The 22,272-nt window shown below is 65.4% G+C and carries 20 protein-coding genes; 14 read left to right on the top strand and 6 right to left on the bottom strand.

The genetic code is table 11. The features are described 5' to 3' along the window. The first annotated feature begins 16 nt into the window (after window positions 1-16). The 5 genes from OUY36_RS09980 (at window position 17) to OUY36_RS10000 (ending at window position 5,397) form a co-directional block, all read left to right on the top strand. Window positions 17-295, top strand: a complete 279-nt coding sequence (locus OUY36_RS09980; RefSeq protein ID WP_011913049.1) for a hypothetical protein — start codon at window positions 17-19, stop codon at window positions 293-295. 270 nt (window positions 296-565) lie between these two features. Further along, entirely contained in the window at window positions 566-1,483 is a 918-nt protein-coding gene (locus tag OUY36_RS09985) for an AAA family ATPase (protein ID WP_267937863.1), read from the top strand. A gap of 34 nt (window positions 1,484-1,517) precedes the next feature. Next, window positions 1,518-2,480 (top strand): DUF58 domain-containing protein, encoded by a 963-nt coding sequence (locus OUY36_RS09990; protein WP_267937865.1) that lies wholly within the window; start codon window positions 1,518-1,520, stop codon window positions 2,478-2,480. Next, window positions 2,477-4,477: a transglutaminase TgpA family protein gene (locus tag OUY36_RS09995; protein WP_267937867.1), complete on the top strand. Its 2,001-nt coding sequence runs from the start codon at window positions 2,477-2,479 to the stop codon at window positions 4,475-4,477. The genes OUY36_RS09990 and OUY36_RS09995 overlap by 4 nt, the downstream gene beginning before the upstream one ends. 122 nt (window positions 4,478-4,599) lie before the next feature. After that, window positions 4,600-5,397 (top strand): acyl-CoA thioesterase, encoded by a 798-nt coding sequence (locus OUY36_RS10000; protein ID WP_200594133.1) that lies wholly within the window; start codon window positions 4,600-4,602, stop codon window positions 5,395-5,397. 60 nt (window positions 5,398-5,457) lie between these two features. Here the strand turns inward: OUY36_RS10000 and OUY36_RS10005 are convergent, their stop codons facing one another. Next, window positions 5,458-6,564 (bottom strand): glutaredoxin family protein, encoded by a 1,107-nt coding sequence (locus OUY36_RS10005; RefSeq protein ID WP_267937869.1) that lies wholly within the window; start codon window positions 6,562-6,564, stop codon window positions 5,458-5,460. A gap of 249 nt (window positions 6,565-6,813) precedes the next feature. On the opposite strand from OUY36_RS10005, the gene OUY36_RS10010 reads away from it, so the two are divergent. The 9 genes from OUY36_RS10010 to OUY36_RS10050 all read left to right on the top strand — a co-directional run bounded on the left by OUY36_RS10010 (window position 6,814) and on the right by OUY36_RS10050 (window position 15,752). Next, on the top strand, window positions 6,814-7,269 hold the full coding sequence (locus OUY36_RS10010) for a hypothetical protein (RefSeq protein WP_063543303.1): 456 nt from the start codon (window positions 6,814-6,816) through the stop codon (window positions 7,267-7,269). Window positions 7,270-7,329: 60 nt separating this feature from the next. After that, a complete protein-coding gene (locus OUY36_RS10015) occupies window positions 7,330-7,767 on the top strand; it encodes a YqaA family protein (protein WP_267937871.1) in 438 nt (145 codons plus the stop codon). Between the two features lie 67 nt (window positions 7,768-7,834). Then, window positions 7,835-8,893 carry an AraC family transcriptional regulator gene (locus OUY36_RS10020; RefSeq protein ID WP_267937873.1) on the top strand — a complete coding sequence of 353 codons (1,059 nt, stop codon included), beginning with the start codon at window positions 7,835-7,837 and terminating at the stop codon, window positions 8,891-8,893. A gap of 278 nt (window positions 8,894-9,171) precedes the next feature. Beyond that, the gene (locus OUY36_RS10025) at window positions 9,172-9,939 is read left to right on the top strand and encodes an SDR family NAD(P)-dependent oxidoreductase (protein ID WP_267932721.1); all 768 of its coding nucleotides are present in this window, start codon (window positions 9,172-9,174) and stop codon (window positions 9,937-9,939) included. Window positions 9,940-9,950: 11 nt separating this feature from the next. Then, window positions 9,951-11,135 carry an acetyl-CoA C-acyltransferase gene (locus tag OUY36_RS10030; RefSeq protein WP_267937875.1) on the top strand — a complete coding sequence of 395 codons (1,185 nt, stop codon included), beginning with the start codon at window positions 9,951-9,953 and terminating at the stop codon, window positions 11,133-11,135. A gap of 10 nt (window positions 11,136-11,145) precedes the next feature. Next, entirely contained in the window at window positions 11,146-12,285 is a 1,140-nt protein-coding gene (locus OUY36_RS10035) for an acyl-CoA dehydrogenase (RefSeq protein ID WP_102841254.1), read from the top strand. A 127-nt stretch (window positions 12,286-12,412) separates the two neighbouring features. Then, window positions 12,413-14,032, top strand: coding sequence for a long-chain fatty acid--CoA ligase (locus tag OUY36_RS10040; RefSeq protein WP_267938151.1), 1,620 nt, complete (start codon window positions 12,413-12,415; stop codon window positions 14,030-14,032). A 75-nt stretch (window positions 14,033-14,107) separates the two neighbouring features. Then, window positions 14,108-15,190 carry a CaiB/BaiF CoA transferase family protein gene (locus tag OUY36_RS10045; protein ID WP_267937877.1) on the top strand — a complete coding sequence of 361 codons (1,083 nt, stop codon included), beginning with the start codon at window positions 14,108-14,110 and terminating at the stop codon, window positions 15,188-15,190. A 343-nt stretch (window positions 15,191-15,533) separates the two neighbouring features. Continuing rightward, on the top strand, window positions 15,534-15,752 hold the full coding sequence (locus OUY36_RS10050) for a hypothetical protein (protein ID WP_019407593.1): 219 nt from the start codon (window positions 15,534-15,536) through the stop codon (window positions 15,750-15,752). Window positions 15,753-16,619: 867 nt separating this feature from the next. Here the strand turns inward: OUY36_RS10050 and OUY36_RS10055 are convergent. Genes OUY36_RS10055 through OUY36_RS10075 form a run of 5 tightly spaced genes read right to left on the bottom strand, consistent with a single transcriptional unit; the run spans window position 16,620 to window position 22,166 of the window. Beyond that, complete coding sequence (locus OUY36_RS10055; RefSeq protein WP_110777244.1) at window positions 16,620-17,771, bottom strand: acyl-CoA dehydrogenase family protein; 1,152 nt, start codon at window positions 17,769-17,771, stop codon at window positions 16,620-16,622. Between the two features lie 38 nt (window positions 17,772-17,809). Continuing rightward, a complete protein-coding gene (locus tag OUY36_RS10060) occupies window positions 17,810-18,904 on the bottom strand; it encodes an enoyl-CoA hydratase/isomerase family protein (RefSeq protein ID WP_152481217.1) in 1,095 nt (364 codons plus the stop codon). Window positions 18,905-18,906: 2 nt separating this feature from the next. Beyond that, window positions 18,907-19,797, bottom strand: a complete 891-nt coding sequence (mmsB, locus tag OUY36_RS10065; protein WP_267937881.1) for a 3-hydroxyisobutyrate dehydrogenase — start codon at window positions 19,795-19,797, stop codon at window positions 18,907-18,909. 36 nt (window positions 19,798-19,833) lie between these two features. Beyond that, window positions 19,834-20,607, bottom strand: coding sequence for an enoyl-CoA hydratase (locus tag OUY36_RS10070; RefSeq protein WP_014820428.1), 774 nt, complete (start codon window positions 20,605-20,607; stop codon window positions 19,834-19,836). Between the two features lie 47 nt (window positions 20,608-20,654). Further along, window positions 20,655-22,166: a CoA-acylating methylmalonate-semialdehyde dehydrogenase gene (locus OUY36_RS10075; RefSeq protein ID WP_267937884.1), complete on the bottom strand. Its 1,512-nt coding sequence runs from the start codon at window positions 22,164-22,166 to the stop codon at window positions 20,655-20,657. Between the last annotated feature and the right edge of the window lie 106 nt (window positions 22,167-22,272).

A 22,272-nucleotide genomic window follows, 5' to 3' on the forward strand; every position in this document is an offset into this window, starting at 1 on the left:
CGTGAGGGATGATGCGATGAAAACCTGGCTGACTTTGCCTTTGCTGGTTGTGCTGCTGGCCGGTTGTGCCGGCAAGACCGCGTACCGTGATAGCTGTGCCGCGGAGCTGGATGCGGCATGGAAGGAGCAGAGCCTGGCGGAAGCCGAAGGCTTTGCCGGTACCGTGAGCTATTCCAAGGCCATGGCGTTGCTGACCGGCGCCAAGACCCAGCAGCAGTTCGAGGCCTTCCGCGGTTGCACGCAGAAGGCACAGAAGGCACGTTTCTATCTGCGCGAATCCCGCGCCGGACGCTGAGCTCCAACATAGGCCGGCCCGCTCGGGCCGGCTATGCTTGCGCAAGCAGGCCCGGCCGTTCCAGACCTGCAACTGGCTGAAGCAGTGGCCACTGCTCTGCGCATGACTCTCCCACCCCCAGCGTTCCTTCGGCATCGCTTGCCGTAGTGCTGAGCACACAGCTGCACACCTTCCGGCTGCATATCACAAAGTCGTCACCGGGCGTTTCCAGCGCTTTGCCTGGCTGCTTGCGGCAAGTAGCATCGCGGGAGGACGAACCAAGGAGAGTCTATGCGCACCCGATTGGACGCCTGCCTGCAAGCAGTCAATGAAGTATTGCTCGGCAAGGAGGCGCAGGTCCGGCTGGCCATGGCCTGCCTGCTGGCCCGCGGTCACCTGCTGGTGGAGGACATGCCCGGGATGGGCAAGACCACCCTGAGTCATGCCCTGGCCAAGGTGCTGGGCCTGGAATTCCAGCGCATCCAGTTCACCTCCGACCTGCTGCCAGGCGACATTCTCGGCACCTCGGTGTTCGACAAGGACAGCGGACAGTTCGTCTTTCATCCCGGGCCGATCTTCGCCGAGCTGGTGCTCGCCGACGAGATCAATCGCGCCACGCCGAAAAGCCAGAGCGCGCTGCTCGAAGCCATGGAGGAGGGCCAGGTCACCATCGAAGGGGCGACGCGCCCATTGCCCGAGCCGTTCTTCGTCATCGCCACGCAGAACCCGGTGAGCTCTGGCGGCACCTTCGCGTTGCCGGAATCGCAGCTTGATCGCTTCCTGATGCGCGTCTCCCTGGGCTACCCCGCCAAGGCGGCGGAAAAGGCTCTGTTGCTGGGTGAATCCCGGCGCGATCTGCTGACCCGACTCGAGCCATTGCTGCAGCACGACGAACTGCGGGCAATCCAGGATGCGGTCGGCCATGTGCGGGTCAGCGATGCCCTTGTCGATTACGTGCTGCGTCTGGTGGAGGCCACGCGCACTCAGCCGCAGTTCGCCTGGGGGCTGTCGCCGCGCGGCAGCCTGGCGTTGCTGGCGGCCGCCCGCGCCTGGGCATTCCTCGACGGACGCGACTACGTGATTCCGGAGGATGTGCAGGCGGTGCTGCCCACCGTGGTCGGTCACCGTCTGCGCGAGCGCGCGGATGCCACCGGTCACGGCGGCGGTGCGCTGGTGCAATGGCTGCTGCGCGAGGTGCCGGCGCTGTGAGGCCGCTGTCCGCCCCGTACTGCGGGCGTCCGGAGTGAGGCTGCTGCCGCGCTTTCGCGACCGCTGGTTGCTGCGGCGCATTCCGCCGGCTTCCAGCGTGCGGCTGAACCAGCGGCGAATCTTCATCATGCCGACGGCGGTGGGGCTGATGTTCATGGTGGCGCTGCTGCTGATGCTGCTTACCGCGATCAACTACCAGAACAGCCTCGCCTATGGGCTGACCTTTCTGCTTGGCTCCCTCTATCTGGTCACCATCCTGCACACCTGGCGCAACCTGGCCGGGCTGGTATTGCAGGCTGGTGGTACCACGGCGGCATTCGTCGGCGAGCAGGCCTTGCTGCGCGTCCGCCTGGAGAGCCAGGGGCGTGCCTATCAGGCCGTTGCGTTGGGCTGGCCGGCGAGCGGATTGCGTCTGGTCGACGTTCCGGCTGGCGGCACCGTGGAGGTCGAGCTGAGCCTGCCAACCCGCCACCGCGGTTGGTTACGACCGGGCCGGGTGCGGGTGGAGAGCCGTTTCCCGCTGGGGCTGCTGGTGGCCTGGAGCTGGATCGACCTGGAGCTGGCCGCGCTCGTCTACCCGCAGCCGTCGGTAGGCGAGCGTCCCCAGGGCGGCAGCGCGCCGGAGAGCGAGGATGAAGGCGTGCTGACCCGCGGCTCGGGCGTCGACGACTATCAGGGCCTGCGCGCCTGGCAGCCGGGCGATCCGCGTCGCCGCCTGCACTGGAAGGCCTATTCGCGTGGCCAGGGCCTGCTGGTGAAGGATTTCGCCAGTCTGCTCGGTAACGATCCGCTGCTGGATTTCGACGCGCTTACCGGCGATACCGAGCAACGGCTGTCGGTGCTCTGCCACTGGGTCATCGACCTCAGCGAAAAGCAGCAGCCGTTCGCGCTGCGGTTGCCAGGCGGCGTGCTTGGCCCGGACAGCGGCCAGGCGCATCGAGATGCCTGCCTGCGTGCGCTGGCGCTGCACGGCCTGGCTGATGGGGGCGGTGCATGAGTGCGAAGCCGGGTATTCCACGCAACAGCCTGATCTGGCTGCTGGTGGCGCAGGTGCTGGTGATCCTGCCGCATCTCACCCATCTGCCGCTGTGGATCATCGGCCTGTGGCTGGGCTGCGCGGGCTGGCGAATCCAGATATTCCGCATGCGCGCGCGTTACCCGCGCAGCTGGACCAAGGCGCTGCTGATGATCGGCGCGGGATTCGGGGTGTACTTCTCCCGCGGCAGCCTGGTTGGGCTCGAGGCCGGTGTGGTGCTGCTGATTGCCGCATTCATCCTCAAGCTGGTGGAGATGAGTACCCGCCGCGATGCGCTGGTGCTGATCTTTCTCGGCTTCTTCGCGGTGGTGACGAGCTACCTGTTCGAGGACAGCCTGCTCGCCGGGCTCTACAGCCTCCTTCCGGTCACTGCATTGCTCGCCGCGATGATCGGCCTGCAGCAGAGCAGCCTGGTGACACGGCCGTGGCCGACCGTGCGGCTGGCCGGCGCGCTGCTGTTGCAGGCCGTGCCACTGATGCTGGTGCTATTCCTGTTCTTTCCCCGCCTGCCACCGCTGTGGTCGCTGCCGCAGGCCGGTGACAGGGGTACGACCGGTCTGGCCGACCACATGGCGCCTGGCGATATCGCGCGGCTGGGGCGCTCGGCGGAGCTGGCCTTTCGTGTCAGCTTCGACGGCGAGATTCCCCCTCGCGACCAGCTCTACTGGCGCGCGGTGACCTTCGAGCGTTTCGACGGCCGGCGCTGGTCGCAGTCCTACGCATCCAACGTGCCGCAGGCACCGGAGTGGCAGGCGCTGGGCGAGCCGCTCAGCTACAGCGTGGTCATGCAGCCCAGCGGCCAGCCCTGGCTGTTCGCCCTGGACGTTGCTCAGGTTGCGTCGGGCGGGGCACAACTGATGACCGACTTCCACCTGCAGCGCCGCCAGCCGGTGACCAAGCCGCTGATGTACCAGGTGACATCCTGGCTGGACGCCCGCCGTGAGGCCACCGATGCGCCGGAGAGTCTCAGCCGAGCGCTGCAGTTGCCGGAGCAGGGCAACCCGCGCAGCCGCGCCTGGGCGGCCGAGCTCAGGCGTAGCGCACAGGAGCCGCAGGCAGTGGTGGATGCACTGCTGCGGCATTTCAATCGCGAGCCCTATCACTACACCCTGGAACCACCGCCGGTGGGCAGCGATATCGTCGATGACTTCCTGTTCCAGACCCGCAGCGGCTTCTGTGCCCACTACGCCGGCGCCATGACCTTCGTACTCCGCGCGGCGGGCATTCCGGCGCGCGTGGTGGCCGGCTACCAGGGCGGCGAGGTCAATCCTGCAGGCAACTACCTTTCGGTGCATCAGTTCGATGCCCATGCCTGGGTCGAATACTGGGTCGCCGAGCGCGGTTGGGTCAGTGTCGACCCAACCTTCCAAGTCGCGCCCGAGCGCGTCGAGCAGGGGCTGGAGCAGGCCCTGGCCCGCGAGCAGAGCTTTCTCGCCGACGAGCCGCTGTCGCTGCTGCGGTTCCGCGACGTCGGCTGGATGAACACGTTGCGGCTGCGCTGGGACAGCCTCAACTATGGCTGGCAGCGCTGGGTCCTCAATTATCAGGATGAGCAGCAGTCGCAGATGCTGCAGCGCTGGTTCGGCAAGCTCGACGGCCAGGCGCTCGGTCTGGGCCTGGTCGCCGTGCTCGGGCTGCTGACCGGAATACTGGCGCTCGTGCTGTTCAAACCCTGGCGGCGGGAAAAGGATGTTCAGCAGCGCCAGTTCGATCGCTTCGAACGCTTGCTCGCGCGCCAGGGCGTTCGCCGGCTCAAAGGCGAGGGCGCGCGCAGCTTCGCCGAGCGGGCTGCCGCCGAGCTGCCCGAACAGGCGACAGCCATTCGCGCCTTCGTCAGGCTGTACGAGGCACAGCGCTATGCGCAGCAGCCCGGAGCGGGGGACGAACTGTCGCGTGCCCTGACCACTGTCCGACGTGCCATGCCCTGGCGTCTCCCTGCCCCGTCGCGGCGTTCCTGACATTCGTTCATTGCCGGCATGGATGATTCGGCATTTCATCCGGCTGCTTCTGCCAGACAGGGTCGCGCGGCCCACCATGCGCCTTTAACATCGCCGGCATAACGAACGATAACGAGGTGGATATGGAGCTTTGCGAGCTGCTGCAAGCGGTGCGTGACAATCCCGAGAGCGTAGTTGTGCCGGCCAGTTGGGGGCAGGGGCGTGCGGGTTTCGGTGGCCTGGTCGCAGCGCTGGTCTTCGAAAGCATGCGTGCCAAGGTGCCGGAGGGACGCCCGCTGCGCTCGCTGGCGATCACTTTCGTCGGTCCCCTGGCAGTGGACAAGCCCGCAAGCTACGAGGCCGAAGTGCTGCGTGAGGGCAAGGCGGTGAGCCAGATGCTCGGCCGGGTGATGCAGGACGGCCAGGTGGTCACCATCGTTCAGGGCAGCTTTGGCGCGCCGCGCAGTTCGGTGATCGATGTGCCGGCCGAGCCCGGTCCATCCATGCCGCCGGTGGAAGCCTGCCAGGAGCTGCCCTACGTACCAGGCGTGACGCCGGAGTTCACTCGTTACCTGGCGATGCGCTGGGGCATCGGTGGCTTGCCGTTCAGCGGCAACACTTCCCGCCAGATGGGCGGCTGGGTGCGCCAGCGTGGCGATGTTCCTCGCGAGCCGATGACCGAGGCGCACCTGCTGGCGCTGGTGGATGCCTGGCCGCCTGCCGTGCTGCCGCACCTCAAGAGCTTCGCGCCGGGCAGTTCGCTGACCTGGACCATCGAGTTCATCCAGCCGATGCCTGTGCTCGACAGCCATGAATGGTGCATGTACCGCGCCGAGATCGAGCATGCCCGCGACGGTTACGGCCATTGCGCCGCCGCGCTGTGGTCGCCATCCGGCGAGCTGATCGCCCTGAGCCGGCAGACGGTGACGGTGTTCGGCTGAGGCCGCGCCGCCGGGCGGCAGTGTCTGGATGAAGCAGATTTGCCGCCCACTCGCAGGCTGCTAGCGCAACCATTCCGGCCGCAGCAGCATGACGACTCCCAGCACCAGCATTACCGCGCCGCTGACCAGCTTCAGCGTCGCGCCGGATCGTTGCGTGAGCTTGCGGCTGCTCAGTGCGAGCACCGCGACGGTCACCATCAGCGCGTCGTCGGCGATATAGCCAAGGATGTAGAGCCCGAGATAGGCATGATGGGCCAGCGCACCCAGTTGCTGCTGCGCCAGTACGGCGGTGTAGATCGCTGGCAGCCCGGCGGTGCACAGCAGCTCGACGAAATTGACCACCAAAGCCAGCGCCGCGACGCCGCCGAGAGCGGGCCATAGCGATTGGCTCTGCAGAATCCGACGCATCCGTGCATAGAGCCCGGGTTTGGCGGAGGCCGGTATCGACAGCGCGAAGCCGCCGGCAGGCCTCAGGCCGTCACGCAGATTGATGAGGCCGATAAGCACCGCCAACAGTGCCAGCCCGGCGAGCAACCAGGACGACAGGCCGACCAGCAGGAACAGGTTCAGCCAGGCTGCCATGAACAGGTAGTACACCGCGCCGCTGACCAGCACGAAGGTGCCGGCGATCAGCGCCATGCGGTGGCGATCGCGCAGGCGGACCAGCAGCGACAGCAGGAACAGCAGGACCCACATGGCGCACGGGTTGAATCCGTCCAGCAGGCCGAGGGCAAGGGTGAAAAGCGGCAGGCCCAGACGTTCCAGGCTGAGGTTGCCGAACAGCCTGCTCTCCAATGTGGTGGGTTGCGGCACCGACTGTTCGAGCAGCGCGATCAGCTGCGCGCCGCTGTGCTCGGCATCATCGAACCCGACCAGCAGACGCTCGCCGATCACGAAGGTTGGAACTGCCGGTGGCCAGCTACCGGCTTCACGAGATAGTCGCAGCAAGTCTGCGCGGGCCGAAGGGTCACGGTCCACCTCGCGGAGGCGAATCTCCAGCTGGGGGTGCCGTTCGGCCAGTTCGACGAGAAAATCCTTGGCCGCGCTGCAGTGCGGACAGCCGTCGCGTACGAACACTTCCAGCACCGGCGGGTTGGCCAAGGCATAGGTCGGAGCCGCTGTGCCCAACAGGAATAACAGAAGGCTGCGCAGCAAGATCTGGAACATGAGCATGCATCCATGAATCCCGCCGCTGCTGGCGAGCGGGGCTGCTGATGAAGGCAAGATCGTCGGTCGTGCGGGTCCGCTCGGCAATGATCTGTAGCAAGGTTGGGCGCTGCCGCGGGTCGCGCCGAGACAGGCTGAGCTAATCTCTTAACCAGGGTCATGGCAAAGAGCCTGAGCCGTGGACAGACTCGAGCGACAGCAGGCGGATCGGCGCCGTGCTGTTTGCCGCCACACAGGGGAGACTTGGCGATGAAGATCGAGCGATTCGAAGACCTGATCGACTGGACACGTGATACCCATGCCATGCTCGCCCGCTGCATGGCTCGTTGTTCCGACAAGCACGAAGAGACCCGTGCCAAATGGCTGCTGGTCTATCTCGCCGATCACGAGCGAGTACTGGCCGAAACGGTCGACAAGATCGAGAAACATGCCGATCCGAAAGCGCTGCATACCTGGATCTACGACTACCTGACGCGCAATCCGGTGCTGCGCAACCAGGCCTGCAAAGCCTACGACACCATGAGCGTGGAGGAGATATCGCTGGATATCTTCACCATCCACAACCAGGTCATCGACCTCTACCGCTCCCTCGCGCGTCGGGCCGAGATCGACGGTGCGCGCAACCTGGCCGAGGATCTCCTGCAGCTCGAGGAGCACGAGACGATGCGCCTGGCGCGCCAGGTAAGCCGCATCCACGAGATGTAAGCGCAGACCTGTTTCGAGCATACTGCCGCACCACTCAGAGACTGCTGCACGGGGCGGTGGATGTTCGAGCTTTCCGGCTATCTCGGCCTGTTCCTGGCGGCCTTCGGCGCTGCGACCCTGCTGCCCATGCAGTCCGAGGCCGTGCTGGCCGGGCTGCTGCTGTCCGAGCGCTATGCAGTGTGGGGGCTGGTGGCGCTGGCGAGCCTGGGCAACGTGCTGGGCTCACTGGTGAACTGGCTGCTGGGCCGTTACGTCGAGCACTTTCGTCACAAACGCTGGTTTCCGGTCAACGAGCGCCAGCTCGCCAAGGCGCAAGCCAGCTATCACCGCTACGGCCGCTGGACCCTGCTGCTCAGCTGGGTACCGGTCATCGGTGATCCGCTGACCCTGGTGGCCGGGGTGATGCGCGAGCCGCTATGGAGCTTCCTGCTGATCGTCAGCCTGGCCAAGACCGGTCGTTATCTGATGGTAATGGCGCTCACCCTCGGCTGGACGTGAGGCGAGGGCTGACAGACGCGGCGGCCTGGCCGATCATGACGGGCATCGATGGAGGAAGCCGAGCCGCATGATCACCGAGATGCAATTGAAGGCTGACAAGGCAGTCACCGCCAGCCGCGACAGTATCAGCGTGCGGCTGGTGGTCGAGGCGCTGCGCGGCTTCCTGCAACCGGGGCTGACCGCAGAGCAGCTGCTGGAACAGATCGGTCTCGACCCCGGCTGCCTGCGAACCCCCGATGGGCGCATGGATGTGCGCGACTATTCGCAGCTCTGGCTGCGTCTGGCACGGCGCTTCGATGACGAGTTCTTCGGCATGGATCCGCGACGGCTGCGCTCGGGCAGCTTCGTCTTCCTCAGCCGCAGTTGCATGCAGCAGCCGACGCTGGAGAAGGCTCTGGTGCATGCGCTGGAATTTCTCGGCCTGGGTCTGGAAAACCTGCGCGGCAAGCTGATCCGTAGCCAGAGTCTGGCCGAAGTGGTGTTGCGCGAGCGCAACGCCGAGCCGGCCCGGGCGTTCTGCTACTTCACCTACTGGATGCTGCTGCACGGGCTGGCCTGCTGGCTGGTGGGACGGCGCATTCCCTTGCTGGCGGTGGAGTTGCGCTGCGCCGAGCCGGAGTACACCGACGACTATCGGGTCATGTTCTCCGACAACCTGCGCTTCGCGCGTCCCTCGACGCGCATCATCTTCGCTGCCGAGGTGCTCGATCTGCCGATCCGTCGCAGCGAGGCGGAACTGCGCAGTTTTCTTGCCGAGGCGCCGGCCAACATTCTGGTGCGCTACCGGGACCATTCCAGCCTGGCCAGTCGCATCAAGCAGCACCTGCGCAGCCTGCCCGCTGAACGCTGGCCGGACAGCGAGACACTGGCGCAGGCACTGTGCATGTCGGCCTCGACGCTGCGGCGCCGCCTGGCCGAAGCGGGGCAGCCTTACCAGGCCATCAAGGACGGCCTGCGGCAGGAAATGGCCACCGAGTGGCTGGCCGACGCCAGCGTCAGCTATGGCGAGATTGCCGAGCGACTGGGGTTTGCCGATGTCAGCTCGTTCTACAAGGCCTTCCGCAAGTGGACCGGGATCAACCCCGGGCACTACCGCAATCTGATTCTCGCGCCGGCTCGCGGCTGACCATGCGTTTGGGGGGCTGAAGCCCACCCTGCAAGCCCGAGCGCCGCGCCTGCACGAGGCTTCAGCTCACCATACGCAGCTGAACCCCGCACTTGTAGGGTGGGCTTCAGCCCACCAGCTCTTCTGCCCACAGTCCCCTGGGGCAGACCTGTAATCGCTTTTTGCCATTGGCCAAAACGGTCAGGCAGGTTGAATAGATCGACCATTGCCGCCCGCTCGTCGCTGTCCAAAGATGATCCCGGCTTCGAACCCCATAACAACAAGCACGGGAGAACGCCATGCGGATTCAGGACAATGTATTCCTTATCACCGGCGGCGCGTCCGGCCTCGGCGCCGCAGCGGCCCAGGCGCTGGTCGAGGCGGGCGGCAAGGTGGTTCTGGTCGATCTCGACGAAACGGCCGCACAGGCTACTGCCCACGCACTGGGCGCGAACGCTTTCAGTGTGGTCGCCGACATCCGCGACGAGACGGCCGCCCGCCATGCCGTCAGCGCTGCGCGCGAGCACTTCGGCGCCCTGCACGGGCTGGTCAACTGCGCCGGCGTCGCCGGCGGCGAAAAGGTCCTCGGCCGCAACGGGCCGCACAGTCTGGACAGCTTCAGCCGCATCGTCGGCATCAACCTGATCGGCAGCTTCAACATGCTGCGCCTGGCCGCCGAGGCGATGGCCGAGAACGCGCCGGACGAAGGCGGCGAGCGCGGCGCGATCATCAATACGGCCTCGATCGCCGCCTTCGACGGGCAGATCGGCCAGACCGCCTATGCCGCGTCCAAGGGCGGCGTGGTCAGCCTGACATTGCCGGCCGCCCGCGAGCTGGCGCGCTTCGGCATCCGGGTGATGACCATCGCCCCCGGCGTATTCGAGACGCCGATGATGGCCGGCATGACCCAGGAGATCCGCGACTCGCTGGCTGCCGGCGTGCCATTCCCGCCACGTCTGGGGCATCCGGCCGAATACGCCGCGCTGGTGCGGCACATCTTCGAGAACAGCATGCTCAATGGCGAGGTGATCCGCCTCGACGGTGCCTTGCGCATGGCCGCCAAATGAAGGAAGCAGAGATGAAAGATGATCCGATCGTAATCGTCAGCAGCGCACGCACGCCCATGGGCGGCTTTCAGGGCGACCTGCAGGGCATGACCGCCTGGCAGCTCGGTGCTGCCGCCATCCGCGCGGCAGTGGAACGCAGCGGCCTGCCGGCCGAGAACGTGCAGGACGTGCTGATGGGCTGCGTGCTGCCTGCCGGCCAGGGGCAGGCACCGGCTCGCCAGGCGGCTTTGAGCGCCGGGCTGACCCGCGCCACTACCTGCACCACGGTGAACAAGATGTGCGGCTCGGGCATGCAGACGGTGATCATGGCCCACGATCAGCTGCTCGCCGGCAGCGCCGATATCGTTGTTGCTGGCGGCATGGAAAGCATGAGCAACGCACCGTACCTGCTCGACCGCGCCCGCGGCGGCTACCGCATGGGTCACGGCCGGGTACTCGACCACATGTTCCTCGATGGCCTGGAAGATTCGTTCGACAAAGGCCGGCTGATGGGCACTTTCGCCGAGGAATGCGCCGACGCCTTCGGCTTCAGCCGCGAGGAGCAGGATGGCTACGCGCTGGAATCGTTGCGCCGCGCCCAGTCGGCCATAGCCGAGGGGCGTTTCGCCGAGGAGATCGTCACGCTGGAGGTCACCCAGGGTAAACAGCAGCGGCAGATTCGTGACGACGAGCAGCCGCCCAAGGCGATGCCGGAGAAGATTCCCAGCCTGAAACCGGCCTTCCGTGAGGGCGGCACGGTGACCGCGGCCAATTCCAGCTCGATCTCCGACGGCGCCGCGGCGCTGCTGCTGATGCGCCGCTCCGAGGCCGAGCGCTGGGGCCTGCAGCCGCAGGCGGTGATCCACGGTCACGCGGCCTACGCCGATGCGCCGAATCTGTTCACCACCGCGCCGATCGGGGCGATCCGCAAGCTGATGGAGCGCACCGGTTGGGCCATCGATGAGGTCGATCTGTTCGAGATCAACGAGGCCTTCGCCGTGGTTGCCATGGCCGCCATGCGCGAGCTGGGCCTGGACCACGCCAAGGTCAACGTCAACGGTGGCGCCTGTGCGCTCGGGCATCCCATCGGTGCTTCGGGCGCGCGAATCCTGGTGACGCTGCTTTCGGCTTTGCGCGCCCGTGGCCTGCGCCGCGGCGTGGCGGCGATCTGCATTGGCGGCGGCGAAGCCACGGCCATGGCCGTCGAACTGATCTGAGGAGGCGCCCATGCTGCCCAATGAAGATCAAAACGCGATCGCCGAGATGGCTCGCCAGTTCGCTCAGGAACGGCTGAAGCCGTTCGCCGAACAGTGGAGCCGCGAGCATCGCTATCCCGCCGAGGCAATCGGCGAGATGGCTGCGCTCGGCTTCTTCGGCATGCTGGTGCCGGAGCAGTGGGGCGGCAGCGACACGGGCTACCTGGCCTATGCCATGGCATTGGAAGAGATTGCCGCCGGTGACGGCGCCTGCTCGACCATCATGAGCGTGCACAACTCGGTGGGCTGCGTGCCGATCCTGCGTTTCGGCAACGACCAGCAGAAGCGCGATTTCCTCGGCCCGCTGGCACGCGGCGAGCAGATCGGCGCCTTCGCCCTCACCGAACCTCAGGCCGGCTCCGATGCCAGCAGCCTGCGCACCCGCGCCCGGCGCGACGGCGATGACTACGTGCTCAATGGTGCCAAGCAGTTCATCACGTCGGGCAAGCATGCCGGCACGGTGATCGTTTTCGCCGTCACCGATCCGGACGCCGGCAAGCGCGGTATCAGTGCCTTTATCGTGCCGACCGACAGCCCGGGTTATCAGGTGGTACGGGTCGAGGACAAGCTCGGCCAGCACGCCTCGGATACCTGCCAGATCGCCTTCGAGGATCTGCGCGTGCCGGTGGCCAACCGGCTGGGCGAGGAGGGTGAGGGCTACCGCATCGCCCTGGCCAACCTGGAGGGCGGCCGCATCGGCATCGCCGCCCAGGCGGTGGGCATGGCCCGCGCTGCCTTCGAAGCGGCGCGCGATTACGCCAGGGAGCGCGAAACCTTCGGCAAGCCGATCGTCGAGCACCAGGCGGTGGCCTTCCGCCTGGCCGACATGGCGACGCAGATCGCCGTGGCGCGGCAGATGGTCCATCACGCTGCGGCGTTGCGCGAGGCCGGTCGGCCGGCATTGGTGGAGGCCTCGATGGCCAAGCTGTTCGCCTCGGAGATGGCGGAAAAGGTTTGCTCGGCAGCGATCCAGACCCTGGGTGGCTACGGCTACCTGTCCGACTTCCCGGTGGAGCGCATCTACCGCGACGTACGGGTCTGCCAGATCTACGAAGGCACCAGCGACATCCAGCGCCTGGTCATCTCCCGCAACCTCGGAGGATCTGACTGAGCACCGCTGCGCCGCCCGCGTGCCTGAGGCGGCCAAACGAAGAACCATGCCGGTAGAACGCCGTTTCCTCGACCGGCACGTCGACAATAAAAACAAGATAGAGGTAGGAAACATGCAACCAGGTTTGATGCAGAACGCCCCCCTGCTGATCAGCGGCATCCTCACCCACGCCGCCCGTGCCCACGGCGACCGCGAAATCGTCTCGCGGCTGGTCGATGAACCCCTCTGGCGCTACGACTACGCCGGCCTTGCGAACCGCGCCGCGCAGGCGGCAAGTATGCTGCGTGCGCTGGGCATCGGCCCCGGCGACTGCGTGTCGTCGCTGGCCTGGAACACCCATCGTCATTACGAACTGTTCTTCGCCGTACCCGGCATCGGCGCGGTGCTGCACACCGCCAATCCGCGGCTGTCGGATGAGCAGATCGTCTACACCATCAACCATGCCGGCAGCCAGGTGCTGTTGTTCGACAGCAGCTTCGCCGCCTGCGTCGCCCGTCTGCGGCCGCGGTTGGGCAATATCCGGCATTTCATCGAACTGGCCGCGCAACCTTCGTCCGGTCTCGAAGGGGTGATGGGCTACGAGCAGCTGATCGCCGTCGAACAGCCGCTCGCCTGGCCGCAGTTCGACGAGAACGCCGGTGCGGTGCTGTGTTACACCTCTGGCACCACCGGCGACCCCAAGGGCGTGCTCTACAGCCACCGCTCGGTAGTGCTGCACGCCATGGCGGCGGGGCTTTCCGGTGCGTTCGGACTGTCCGCCTTCGATTGCATCATGCCGTGCTCATCGCTCTATCACGGCACTGCCTGGGGCATCCCGTTTGCCGCGGCGATCAATGGCTGCAAGTTCGTCCTGCCGTGCGACAAGATGGACGGCGCCAGCCTGCAGGAGCTGATCAAGAGCGAGGGCGTCACCCTGTCCGGCGGCGTGCCGACCATCTGGACCATGTACCTCGCCCATCTTGAGCGCAGCGGTGAGGACTCCGGCAGCCTGGCGCGTTTGGTGATCGGCGGGTCCGCGGTGCCGCGGGCCATGGCCGAGACCTTCCAGACCAAGTACGGCGTCGCGGTCTGCCAGCTCTGGGGCATGACCGAGACCAGCCCGCTGGGTGTGGTGGCGACGCCGACGCCCAAGCTGGCCGAACGTGGCCAGCAGGCCACCAACGACACCATCTGGACGCGCCAGGGGCGCCTGCAATTCGGTATCGAACTCAAGATAGTCGACGAGGAAGGACGTGATCTACCGTGCGACGGCGTCAGCTCCGGCAGCCTCAAGGTGCGCGGGCCATGGACGGTGGAACGTTACTACCGCAGCGAGAAAAGCGCGCTGGATGCCGATGGCTGGTTCGACACCGGGGATATCGCCACGCTGGATGCCGATGGCTTTATGCGCATCACCGATCGCAGCAAGGATGTGATCAAGTCCGGTGGCGAATGGGTCAGCTCCATCGATATCGAGAACGTGGCCGCGGCCTGCCCGGGCGTGAAGGTGGCGGCAGTGGTAGGGGTGTTCCACCCGAAATGGGAGGAGCGGCCGCTACTGGTGGTCGAGCCGCACAGCGATGCCGAGATCACGGTGGAGCAGATCCTCGCCCACCTGGAGCCGAACATCGTCAAGTGGTGGATGCCTGACGCGGTGATCTTCGACGCGGTGCCGCTCACCGCCACCGGCAAGATCGACAAGAAGGTCCTGCGCGAGCGTTATCGCAATCATCTGGTGGAGAACCAGCCCAGCGTCGTCAACCAGTAACGCCTGTTACCCCCGACGCGCTCCGTGCTTCGGCGCGGGGCGCGTCCGCGCGCGTGTGAATCGAGGAGATAGCTCATGAACGAACATGACGATACCCGTAGCGGACCGCTGTGCGGGCTGCGCGTACTGGAGTTCGCCGGCATCGGCCCCGGCCCGCATTGCGCCATGCTGTTGGCCGACATGGGCGCCGAGGTGCTGCGCATCGAGCGCGAAGGTGGCAATGGCTGGCCGAACCCGGTGGTCGATCGTGGACGCAAGACGCTGACCCTCGACATCCGCAGTGTGGCTGGGCGAGAGCGCTGCCTGGCGCTGGCCGCGGACGCTGACGTGCTGATCGAAGGCTTCCGCCCCGGGGTGATGGAACGGCTGGGATTGGGGCCGGATGAACTGATGGCGCGCAATCCGCGGCTGATCTACGGGCGCATGACCGGCTGGGGGCAGAGCGGCCCGCTGGCGAAGGCCGCCGGGCACGATATCAACTATATCGCGCTGACCGGCGCGCTGGCGGCGATCCGTGGCGACAGCGGGCCGGCCATCCCTCCGCTGAATCTGGTCGGCGATTTCGGTGGTGGCTCGCTCTACCTCGCCGTCGGCATTCTCGCTGCCTTGTGGGAGCGCGAGCGCTCAGGGCAGGGACAGGTGATCGATGCGGCCATCGTCGACGGGGTGTCCTCGCTGATGACGTTCTTCGCCGGCTTGCTGCCGAGTGGGCGGATCGACCTGCAGCGTGAGCGCAATCCGCTGGGTGGAGCGGCGCCGAACTACCGGTGCTATCGCTGTGCCGATGGTCGCGAGATCGCCATCGGCCCGCTGGAACCGCAGTTCTGGCGCGAGCTGCTGGAGCGCATGGACGCACCGGAAGCGCTGTGGGCGGGCTGTGTCGATCCGACCGAGTGGCCTGTGCAGGGCGAGCTGCTGGAGCGGCTGTTCGCGACGCGCACGCAAGCCGAGTGGTGCGCCTTGCTGGAAGGCAGCGACGCCTGTTTCGCTCCGGTGCTGGAGCTGGCCGAGGCGGCGCGGCATCCCCATCTGCGTCAGCGGGGTGTCTATCAGGATCTCGACGGCATGTTGCAGGCGGCGCCGGCGCCGCGCTTTTCACGAACGCCAGGCAAGGCGCGGCGGACGCTCAGATGCGAGCCGGAAGCAGGGTGGGATTGACCGGATAGCCAGGGGCGAATCGCTGCCGACGGCTAAGCGCCAAGCAGCTGCATCGTGTAGGACCAACAGAACAAGTTCTTTTTCTCCAGTCCGCGTTTCGTCTGATGCTCTATGCGAGGTCGGCGTTTATTGGACAGTTAGTCAAGAAAACGATTCCCCCATATATAACGTTGATGTCGGCACACAGTAGGAAGTAATGAACTGGATACGACCAAGGTCTCGACTGGGCGCTGGAACAGGCGTTGTAGACGTGCCGCACGTCGGTTGAAGTTGCACGGCTGGGTCAGCGGACTAATATCAAAACCGAGGCTGCTTATTACAACAAAAACGGGGAGTCAAACGTATGAATAACAATGCCGAACAACAAGTAGTTGCACTTGAATTGTGCCGTTTCCTTGCTCACTGTCTCGCCGCGATCGTTGTCGTGGGGATGCTTTTCGTGGGGCTGGTGGAAACCTGGCACGCGGCCTTCAACATTGGTGTCGCTCCACTGCTGGCCATCGCGCTCTGCGATTATCTGGCCAGATCCAAGGAAACTGCTGTTCTGACAGCAGACGCCTGATACGACCCAGGCGCTAACCAGCCGAAGAACCTACCTATGCCAATCGAGCGATCGACACCCTGACGGTGACCACTGTCGGGGTGTCCTGCATTGCGCGTTCGAAGCTGCCGCAGCTGTTACTGGAAACCCATCCAAAGGTGTTACTCCTTCCGTACGGTGTAACGGTTCGCTGAGGCGGGCAGTAACGAAAGGGCGTTTCGGCAGCCTGCTGCGATTGGCTGATGTTAGCTAACCTATTGAAAAATAAGCATATATTAAAACTGGCACGGGGAATGCTTTCCTATGGGCACAACAAAAACAAGAAAGCACACCCCATAACAAGAACAACACGTAGCGACTCCGACACTATAAAAACAAGCAGGTGGGAGACGTAGCAAACTGATTCTTTTGGAGAGGAATTGCCCGACAGGTTTCCTGTCGACCGGACCGAGAACAACAAAACTGCCTTGAGGCAGCTCCAGAACCGGTTGAGCCCGTGAGGGTAGTGGCAACATCAGCGACCAAAATAATCCGTTTGTTCTTTGTGTCCCGAATGGGACTGCTATGCGGACGATGTCCGATCGGGCTGCCAACAAAAACAACAAGCCCGTCAGCAGAAGAAGAACAAAGCAACACGCCCTGAAGGGGAGCCTAACGGCTCCCCTTTTTATTGGCCGTAGTTAACGGTTGTTGCGAATTTCCGGCGGGGCGGGGGCGGGATTGGTGGGCTGAAGCCCACCCTACAAGTCCGTAGACGCTTAGGTGGGAGTCCGGCGTTGCATGGGGGTATGCACCTTAGAGGTGGGCTTCAGCCCACCAACAAACGCCGCAAGGAGCAAGCGCTCCTGACCCCAGCAGCTTCACGCCCGCAGCCTCGCGGCGTACCTACTAAAGCGCGTAGTTCGCCAGCTCCCGCGCGATCAGCAGGCGCTGGATCTCGCTCGAGCCCTCGTAGATCTGCGTGATACGCGCATCGCGGTAGTAGCGCTCGACCGGGTAGTCTTCGAGATAGCCGTAGCCACCGTGGATCTGCACCGCCTGCGAACAGACCTTCTCCGCCATTTCCGAGGCGAACAGCTTGGCCTGGGAGGCTTCGGACAGGCAGGGCAGGCCGGCGCTCTTCAGCCGCGCGGCATGCAGGATCAAGAGACGCGCCGCATTCAGCTGGGTCTGCATGTCGGCGAGCATGTTGGCGATGCTCTGGTGTTCGGCGATCGGCTTGCCGAACTGCACGCGCTCGCGTGCGTAGAGCAGGGCGGCTTCGAAGGCCGCACGGGCGATGCCCAGCGCCTGCGCGCCGATGCCGATACGCCCGCCTTCGAGGTTCGACAGCGCAATCGCCAGGCCCTTGCCGCGCTCGCCAAGCAGGTTGGCCTGCGGGATTCGGCAGTCGCTGAGCGAGACCGCGCAGGTGTCCGAGGCACGGATGCCCATCTTGTGTTCGCTGCGCTCCACCGCAAAGCCGGGGGTTTCGGTGGGCACCAGAAAGGCGGAAAGGCCCTTCTTGCCGAGGTCCGGATCAGTCACCGCGAAGACGATGGCCAACTTTGCCCGCTTGGCATTGCTGCAGAACTGCTTGCTGCCGTTGAGCACCCACTGGCCATCCACCAGTTCGGCGCGTGTGCGCAGGTTGTGCGCCTCGGAGCCGGCCTGCGGTTCGGTGAGGGCGAAGCAGCCGATGGCGCGACCGCTGGCCAGTTCAGCCAGCCACTCGTCCTTCTGCGCCTGCGAGCCATAGTTCAGCACCGGTCCGCAGCCCACCGAATTGTGGATGCTCATCAGCGCGCCGGTGGCGCCGTCGCCGGCGGAGATTTCTTCCACGGCCAGGGCGTAGGCCACGTAGTCGATGTAGCTGCCGCCCCATTCTTCCGGGACGACCATGCCGAGCAGGCCAAGCTCGCCCATCTGGGCGACCAGAGCGTCGTCGATCCAGCCGGCCTTTTCCCAGGCCTGTGCATGGGGGGCGATCTCGCGGCGGGCGAAGTCGCGCGCCATGTCGCGGATCATGCGTTGGTCTTCGCTGAGTTCGAGGTCATGCATTGCGCGGTCTCTTCTTGTTGTTGTGCTGCAAAAGAGGTTCAAGCCGTGGCGCTGCGGCGTGTCTTGCCGGTGGTGGCCTTGAAGCCGTCGAAGAACGCCTGGACGCGCTCCGGCGTGACCTCTGCCAGCGTCGGCGGATTCCAGCGCGGTGACTTGTCCTTGTCGATGATCAGCGCACGCACGCCTTCCATGATGTCGCCCTTGGCAAACCATTGACGGTCCAGGTGCAGTTCCAAAGCGAAGCAGTCGGCCAGCGGCAGTTCGCGGCCGCGACGCAGCATCTCCAGGGTGACGCACATGGCCAGCGGCGAGCGGCTGTCGAGCACTTTCAGCGTTTCCTCGGCCCAGTCGGCGAACTCCGGGCGCGTCTCGGCGGCCAGCGATGCGCGAATCGCCGCCACGTCGCTTTTGCCGAAGTGCTCGTCGATGGCCTGATGCAACGTCTTCAGCTCGGAACCCGGCAGTTTGTTGCTGCCCAGCGTCGCCACCAGGGTGCGCAGCGCCTCCTGCGGATGAACCGACCAGCTCATGCGGTCCAGGCAGCGATCCAGCTCGGCGATCTGATCGTGACTGACGCACCAGTCCGCCAGGCCGACATGTAGCGCATCGGCGGCGCGGATCTGCAGGCCGGTGACGCCCATGTAGGTGCCAAGTTCACCCGGCAGGCGCGAGAGGAAATAGCTGCCGCCGACATCCGGGAAATAGCCGATGCCGACTTCCGGCATGCCCATGCGCACGCGCTCGGTGACCACGCGCAGCGAGGCGCCCTGGACTAGGCCCATGCCGCCGCCGAGGACGAAACCGTCCATCAGCGCCAGCAGCGGCTTCGGGTAGGCGTGGATGTACTGGTCGAGGGCGTATTCCTCTTCGAAGAAGGTTTCGTGCTCGGTATCGCCGCGCTGGAAGCTGTCGTACAGCGAACGGATGTCACCGCCGGCGCAGAAGGCTTTTTCGCCATTGGCACGCAGTACCACGGCATGGATCTGCGGATCGGCAGCCCAGGCGCTGAGCTGCTGTTGCAGCAGGCGCACCATTTCCAGGGTCACCGCATTCAGCCCGGCCGGGCGGTTGAGGGTGAGGTGGCCGACGTGGTTGCGTACGGCGGCCAGCACGGGGCGTTCGGTTGCACTCATGGTCAGGTGTCCTTGCGGTACTGATTGATGATCGCCGAGAAGTCCAGGCCGCCATGGCCCTGGGCACTGAAGGTCTGGTAGAGCTGCTGGGCGAGGGCGCCGAGGATCACCGGCTGACGCACCTGCTTGGCGGCCTCGGTGGCCAGGCCCAGATCCTTGAGCATCAGGTCGCTGCCGAAGCCGCCGCTGTAGCCGCGGGAGGCCGGTACGTTGTCCAGCACGCCAGGGAAGGGGTTGTAGGTATCCGAGCTCCAGCAGCGGCCGCTGGAGGTGTTGATCACGCCGGCCAGGGTCTTGGCATCCATGCCCAGCGCGACGCCCAGCGCCATGGCTTCGGCGACGCCGATCATGGAGATGCCCAGCAGCATGTTGTTGGCGACCTTGGCCACCTGGCCGTTGCCGGCTGCACCGCAGTGCACGATGTTCTTGCCCATGGCCGCGAGAATCGGTTGTGCACGATCGAAGTCCGCATCGCTGCCACCGACCATGAAGGTCAGGGTGCCGGCTGCTGCACCGCCGGTGCCGCCCGAAACCGGTGCGTCGAGCATCGGGTTGCCATTCTCGGCGGCGGCTTTGGCCACTTCGCGGGCGCTGTGCGGGTCGATGGTGGAGCAGTCGATCAGCATCACGCCGGCACGGCTATGGGCGATCAGGCCGTTCTCGCCCAGGTACACGCTCTTCACATGGGCGGCGGCCGGCAGCATGGTGATGATCAGCTCGGCGTTGCCCTGGGCGATTGCGGTCGGGGAGTCGACCGGCAGCGCACCAGCGCCGACCAGATTCTCCACGGCCGCGGCGTTGAGGTCGAAGACGCTGAGCTGGTGGCCTGCCTTGAGCAGGTTGTGGGCCATGGGTGCGCCCATGTTGCCCAGGCCGATAAATCCGATATGCATGGCGTGTTTCCTCTTGTTGTTATGGCCAGATGCGGCTCAGCGATTGGTGAACTCAGGCTTGCGCTTCTCGCTGAACGCGGCCATGCCTTCCTTCTGATCGGCGGTCGCGAACACCGCATGGAACACGCGGCGCTCGAAGCGGATGCCTTCTGCCAGCGTGGTCTCGAAGGCGCGGTTGACGCTTTCCTTGATCATCATGGTGGCGGGCAGGGATTTCTCGGCGATCACCCGGGCGGCCTTGAGGGTTTCCTCCAGCAGGCTTTCGGCCGGGAACACACGGGCGACGAGGCCGGCGCGCTCGGCTTCGGCGGCGTCCATCTGGCGACCGGTCAGGCACATGTCCATCGCCTTGGCCTTGCCCACTGCGCGGGTCAGGCGCTGGGTGCCGCCAATACCCGGCAGCACGCCGAGGTTGACTTCCGGCTGGCCGAAACGCGCGTTGTCGGCGGCGAAGATCATGTCGCAGAGCAATGCCAGCTCGCAGCCGCCACCCAGGGCGTAACCGGCGACGGCGGCAATCAGCGGCTTGCGGCGCGTGGCGATGCGGTCGGCTTCGGCGAAGAAATCATCAAGATAGATCTGCGGGTAGGACAGCTCGGCCATCTCCTTGATGTCGGCGCCGGCGGCGAACGCCTTGGCCGAGCCGGTGAGCACGACGCAGCCGACCTGCGGATCGGCCTCGAGCTGGCCCAGGGCCTGGTTCAGTTCGCTGATCAGTTGGGCGTTGAGCGCATTGAGCGCCTGCGGTCGGTTGAGGGTGATCAGCGCAACGCGTTCTTTGATTTCTACGAGCAGGGTTTCGAATGTCATTTCAGCATCCTGTAGGGCCGGCGCGTCCGCCGGCCCGGTGGGTGATGTCACTTCAGATTGATGGTGGTGTTGACCGGGCCGCCGACCTCGTTTTCGTCGAACCAGCGCTCGGTTATGGTCTTGGTCTGGGTGTAGAACTGCACCACCTGCTTGCCGTAGGGGCCGAGGTCGCCGAGCTTGGAAGCGCGGGAGCCAGTGAAGGAGAACATCGGTACCGGCACAGGGATCGGTACGTTGATGCCCACCTGGCCCACGTCGATCTCTTCCTGGAAGTGCCGCGCCGCCGCGCCGGAGCGGGTAAAGATGGCGGTGCCGTTGCCATTCGGGTTGGCGTTGATCAGCTCGATGGCTTCGTCCATGGTCGCCGCCGCCATGACGCACAGGACCGGGCCGAAGATTTCTTCGCGGTAGATGCTCATCGAGGGGGTGACGCCGGAAAACAGGGTCGGGCCGACGAAGTTGCCGTTCTCGTAACCGCTGACGCTCGGGTTGCGGCCGTCCAGCTCCAGCTTGGCGCCTTCGCGCACGCCACGTTCGATCAGCCCGCTGACGCGATCCAGCGCCGCGCAGGAAACCAGCGGGCCGACGTCGGTGCCAGCCTCGACACCGGCGTTGACCTTGAGGGTCTGCGCCTTGGCTACCAGATCGGGAATCCAGGCCTGCGCCTCACCCACCAGCACCACCACCGACAGCGCCATGCAGCGCTGGCCGGCCGCGCCGAAGGCGGCACCGGCGATGGCGTTGAGGGTCTGCTCCTTGTGCGCATCGGGCAGCACGATGGCGTGGTTCTTCGCGCCCATCATGCACTGCACGCGCTTGCCGGCCTGGCTGGCACGGTTGTAGACGTGGGTGCCGACCCTGGTCGAACCTACGAAGGACACCGCCTTGATATCCGGGTGGTCGCAGATCGCATTCACCGCATCGGCGCCGCCATGCACCACGTTGAGCACGCCCGGCGGCACGCCGGCTTCCAAAGCCAGTTCGCACAGGCGCATGGTGACCATCGGGTCCTGTTCGGACGGTTTGAGGACGAAGGTATTGCCGGTGGCGATGGCCATCGGGAACATCCACAGCGGAATCATCGCCGGGAAGTTGAATGGGGTAATACCGGCGCAGACGCCCAGCGGCTGCAGCAGGGTATAGGTATCGACGCCGGCGGCGACGTTGTTCGCCAGCTCGCCGAGCTGCAGGTTGCCAATACCGGCGGCGTGCTCGACCACTTCCAGGCCGCGGAACACGTCGCCCTCGGCATCGGCCAGGGTCTTGCCCTGTTCGGCAGTGAGGATCGCCGCCAGCTCCTTCATATTCTCGCGGATCAGCTGCTGGTACTTGAGAAAGATGCGCGCACGCGCACCGATCGGCGTCTTGCGCCAGGTCTTGAACGCCTGCTGGGCGCTGGCGACGGCGCGGTCGATTTCCTCGCCGGTCGCAAACGGCACGCGCGCCAGGACCTCCTGGGTCGCCGGGTTGACGACGTCGCGCCAGTCCTGGGTGGTCGATTCGATAAATTCACCGTCGATCAGCAATTTGACGGTAGGAATGGAGGTGGACGTTGTCATAAGGCTCTCCGCCTGAGAAGGCACTGTTGTTGTTATGGCTCGCGGACGGCTGCGACCAGTTGCACCGAATGTAGCAATGCAAAAAACCACATTACAATGCGATCTA

This window comes from Stutzerimonas sp. R40042 (assembly GCF_026642215.1).
GTDB classification, from domain to species: domain Bacteria; phylum Pseudomonadota; class Gammaproteobacteria; order Pseudomonadales; family Pseudomonadaceae; genus Stutzerimonas; species Stutzerimonas frequens.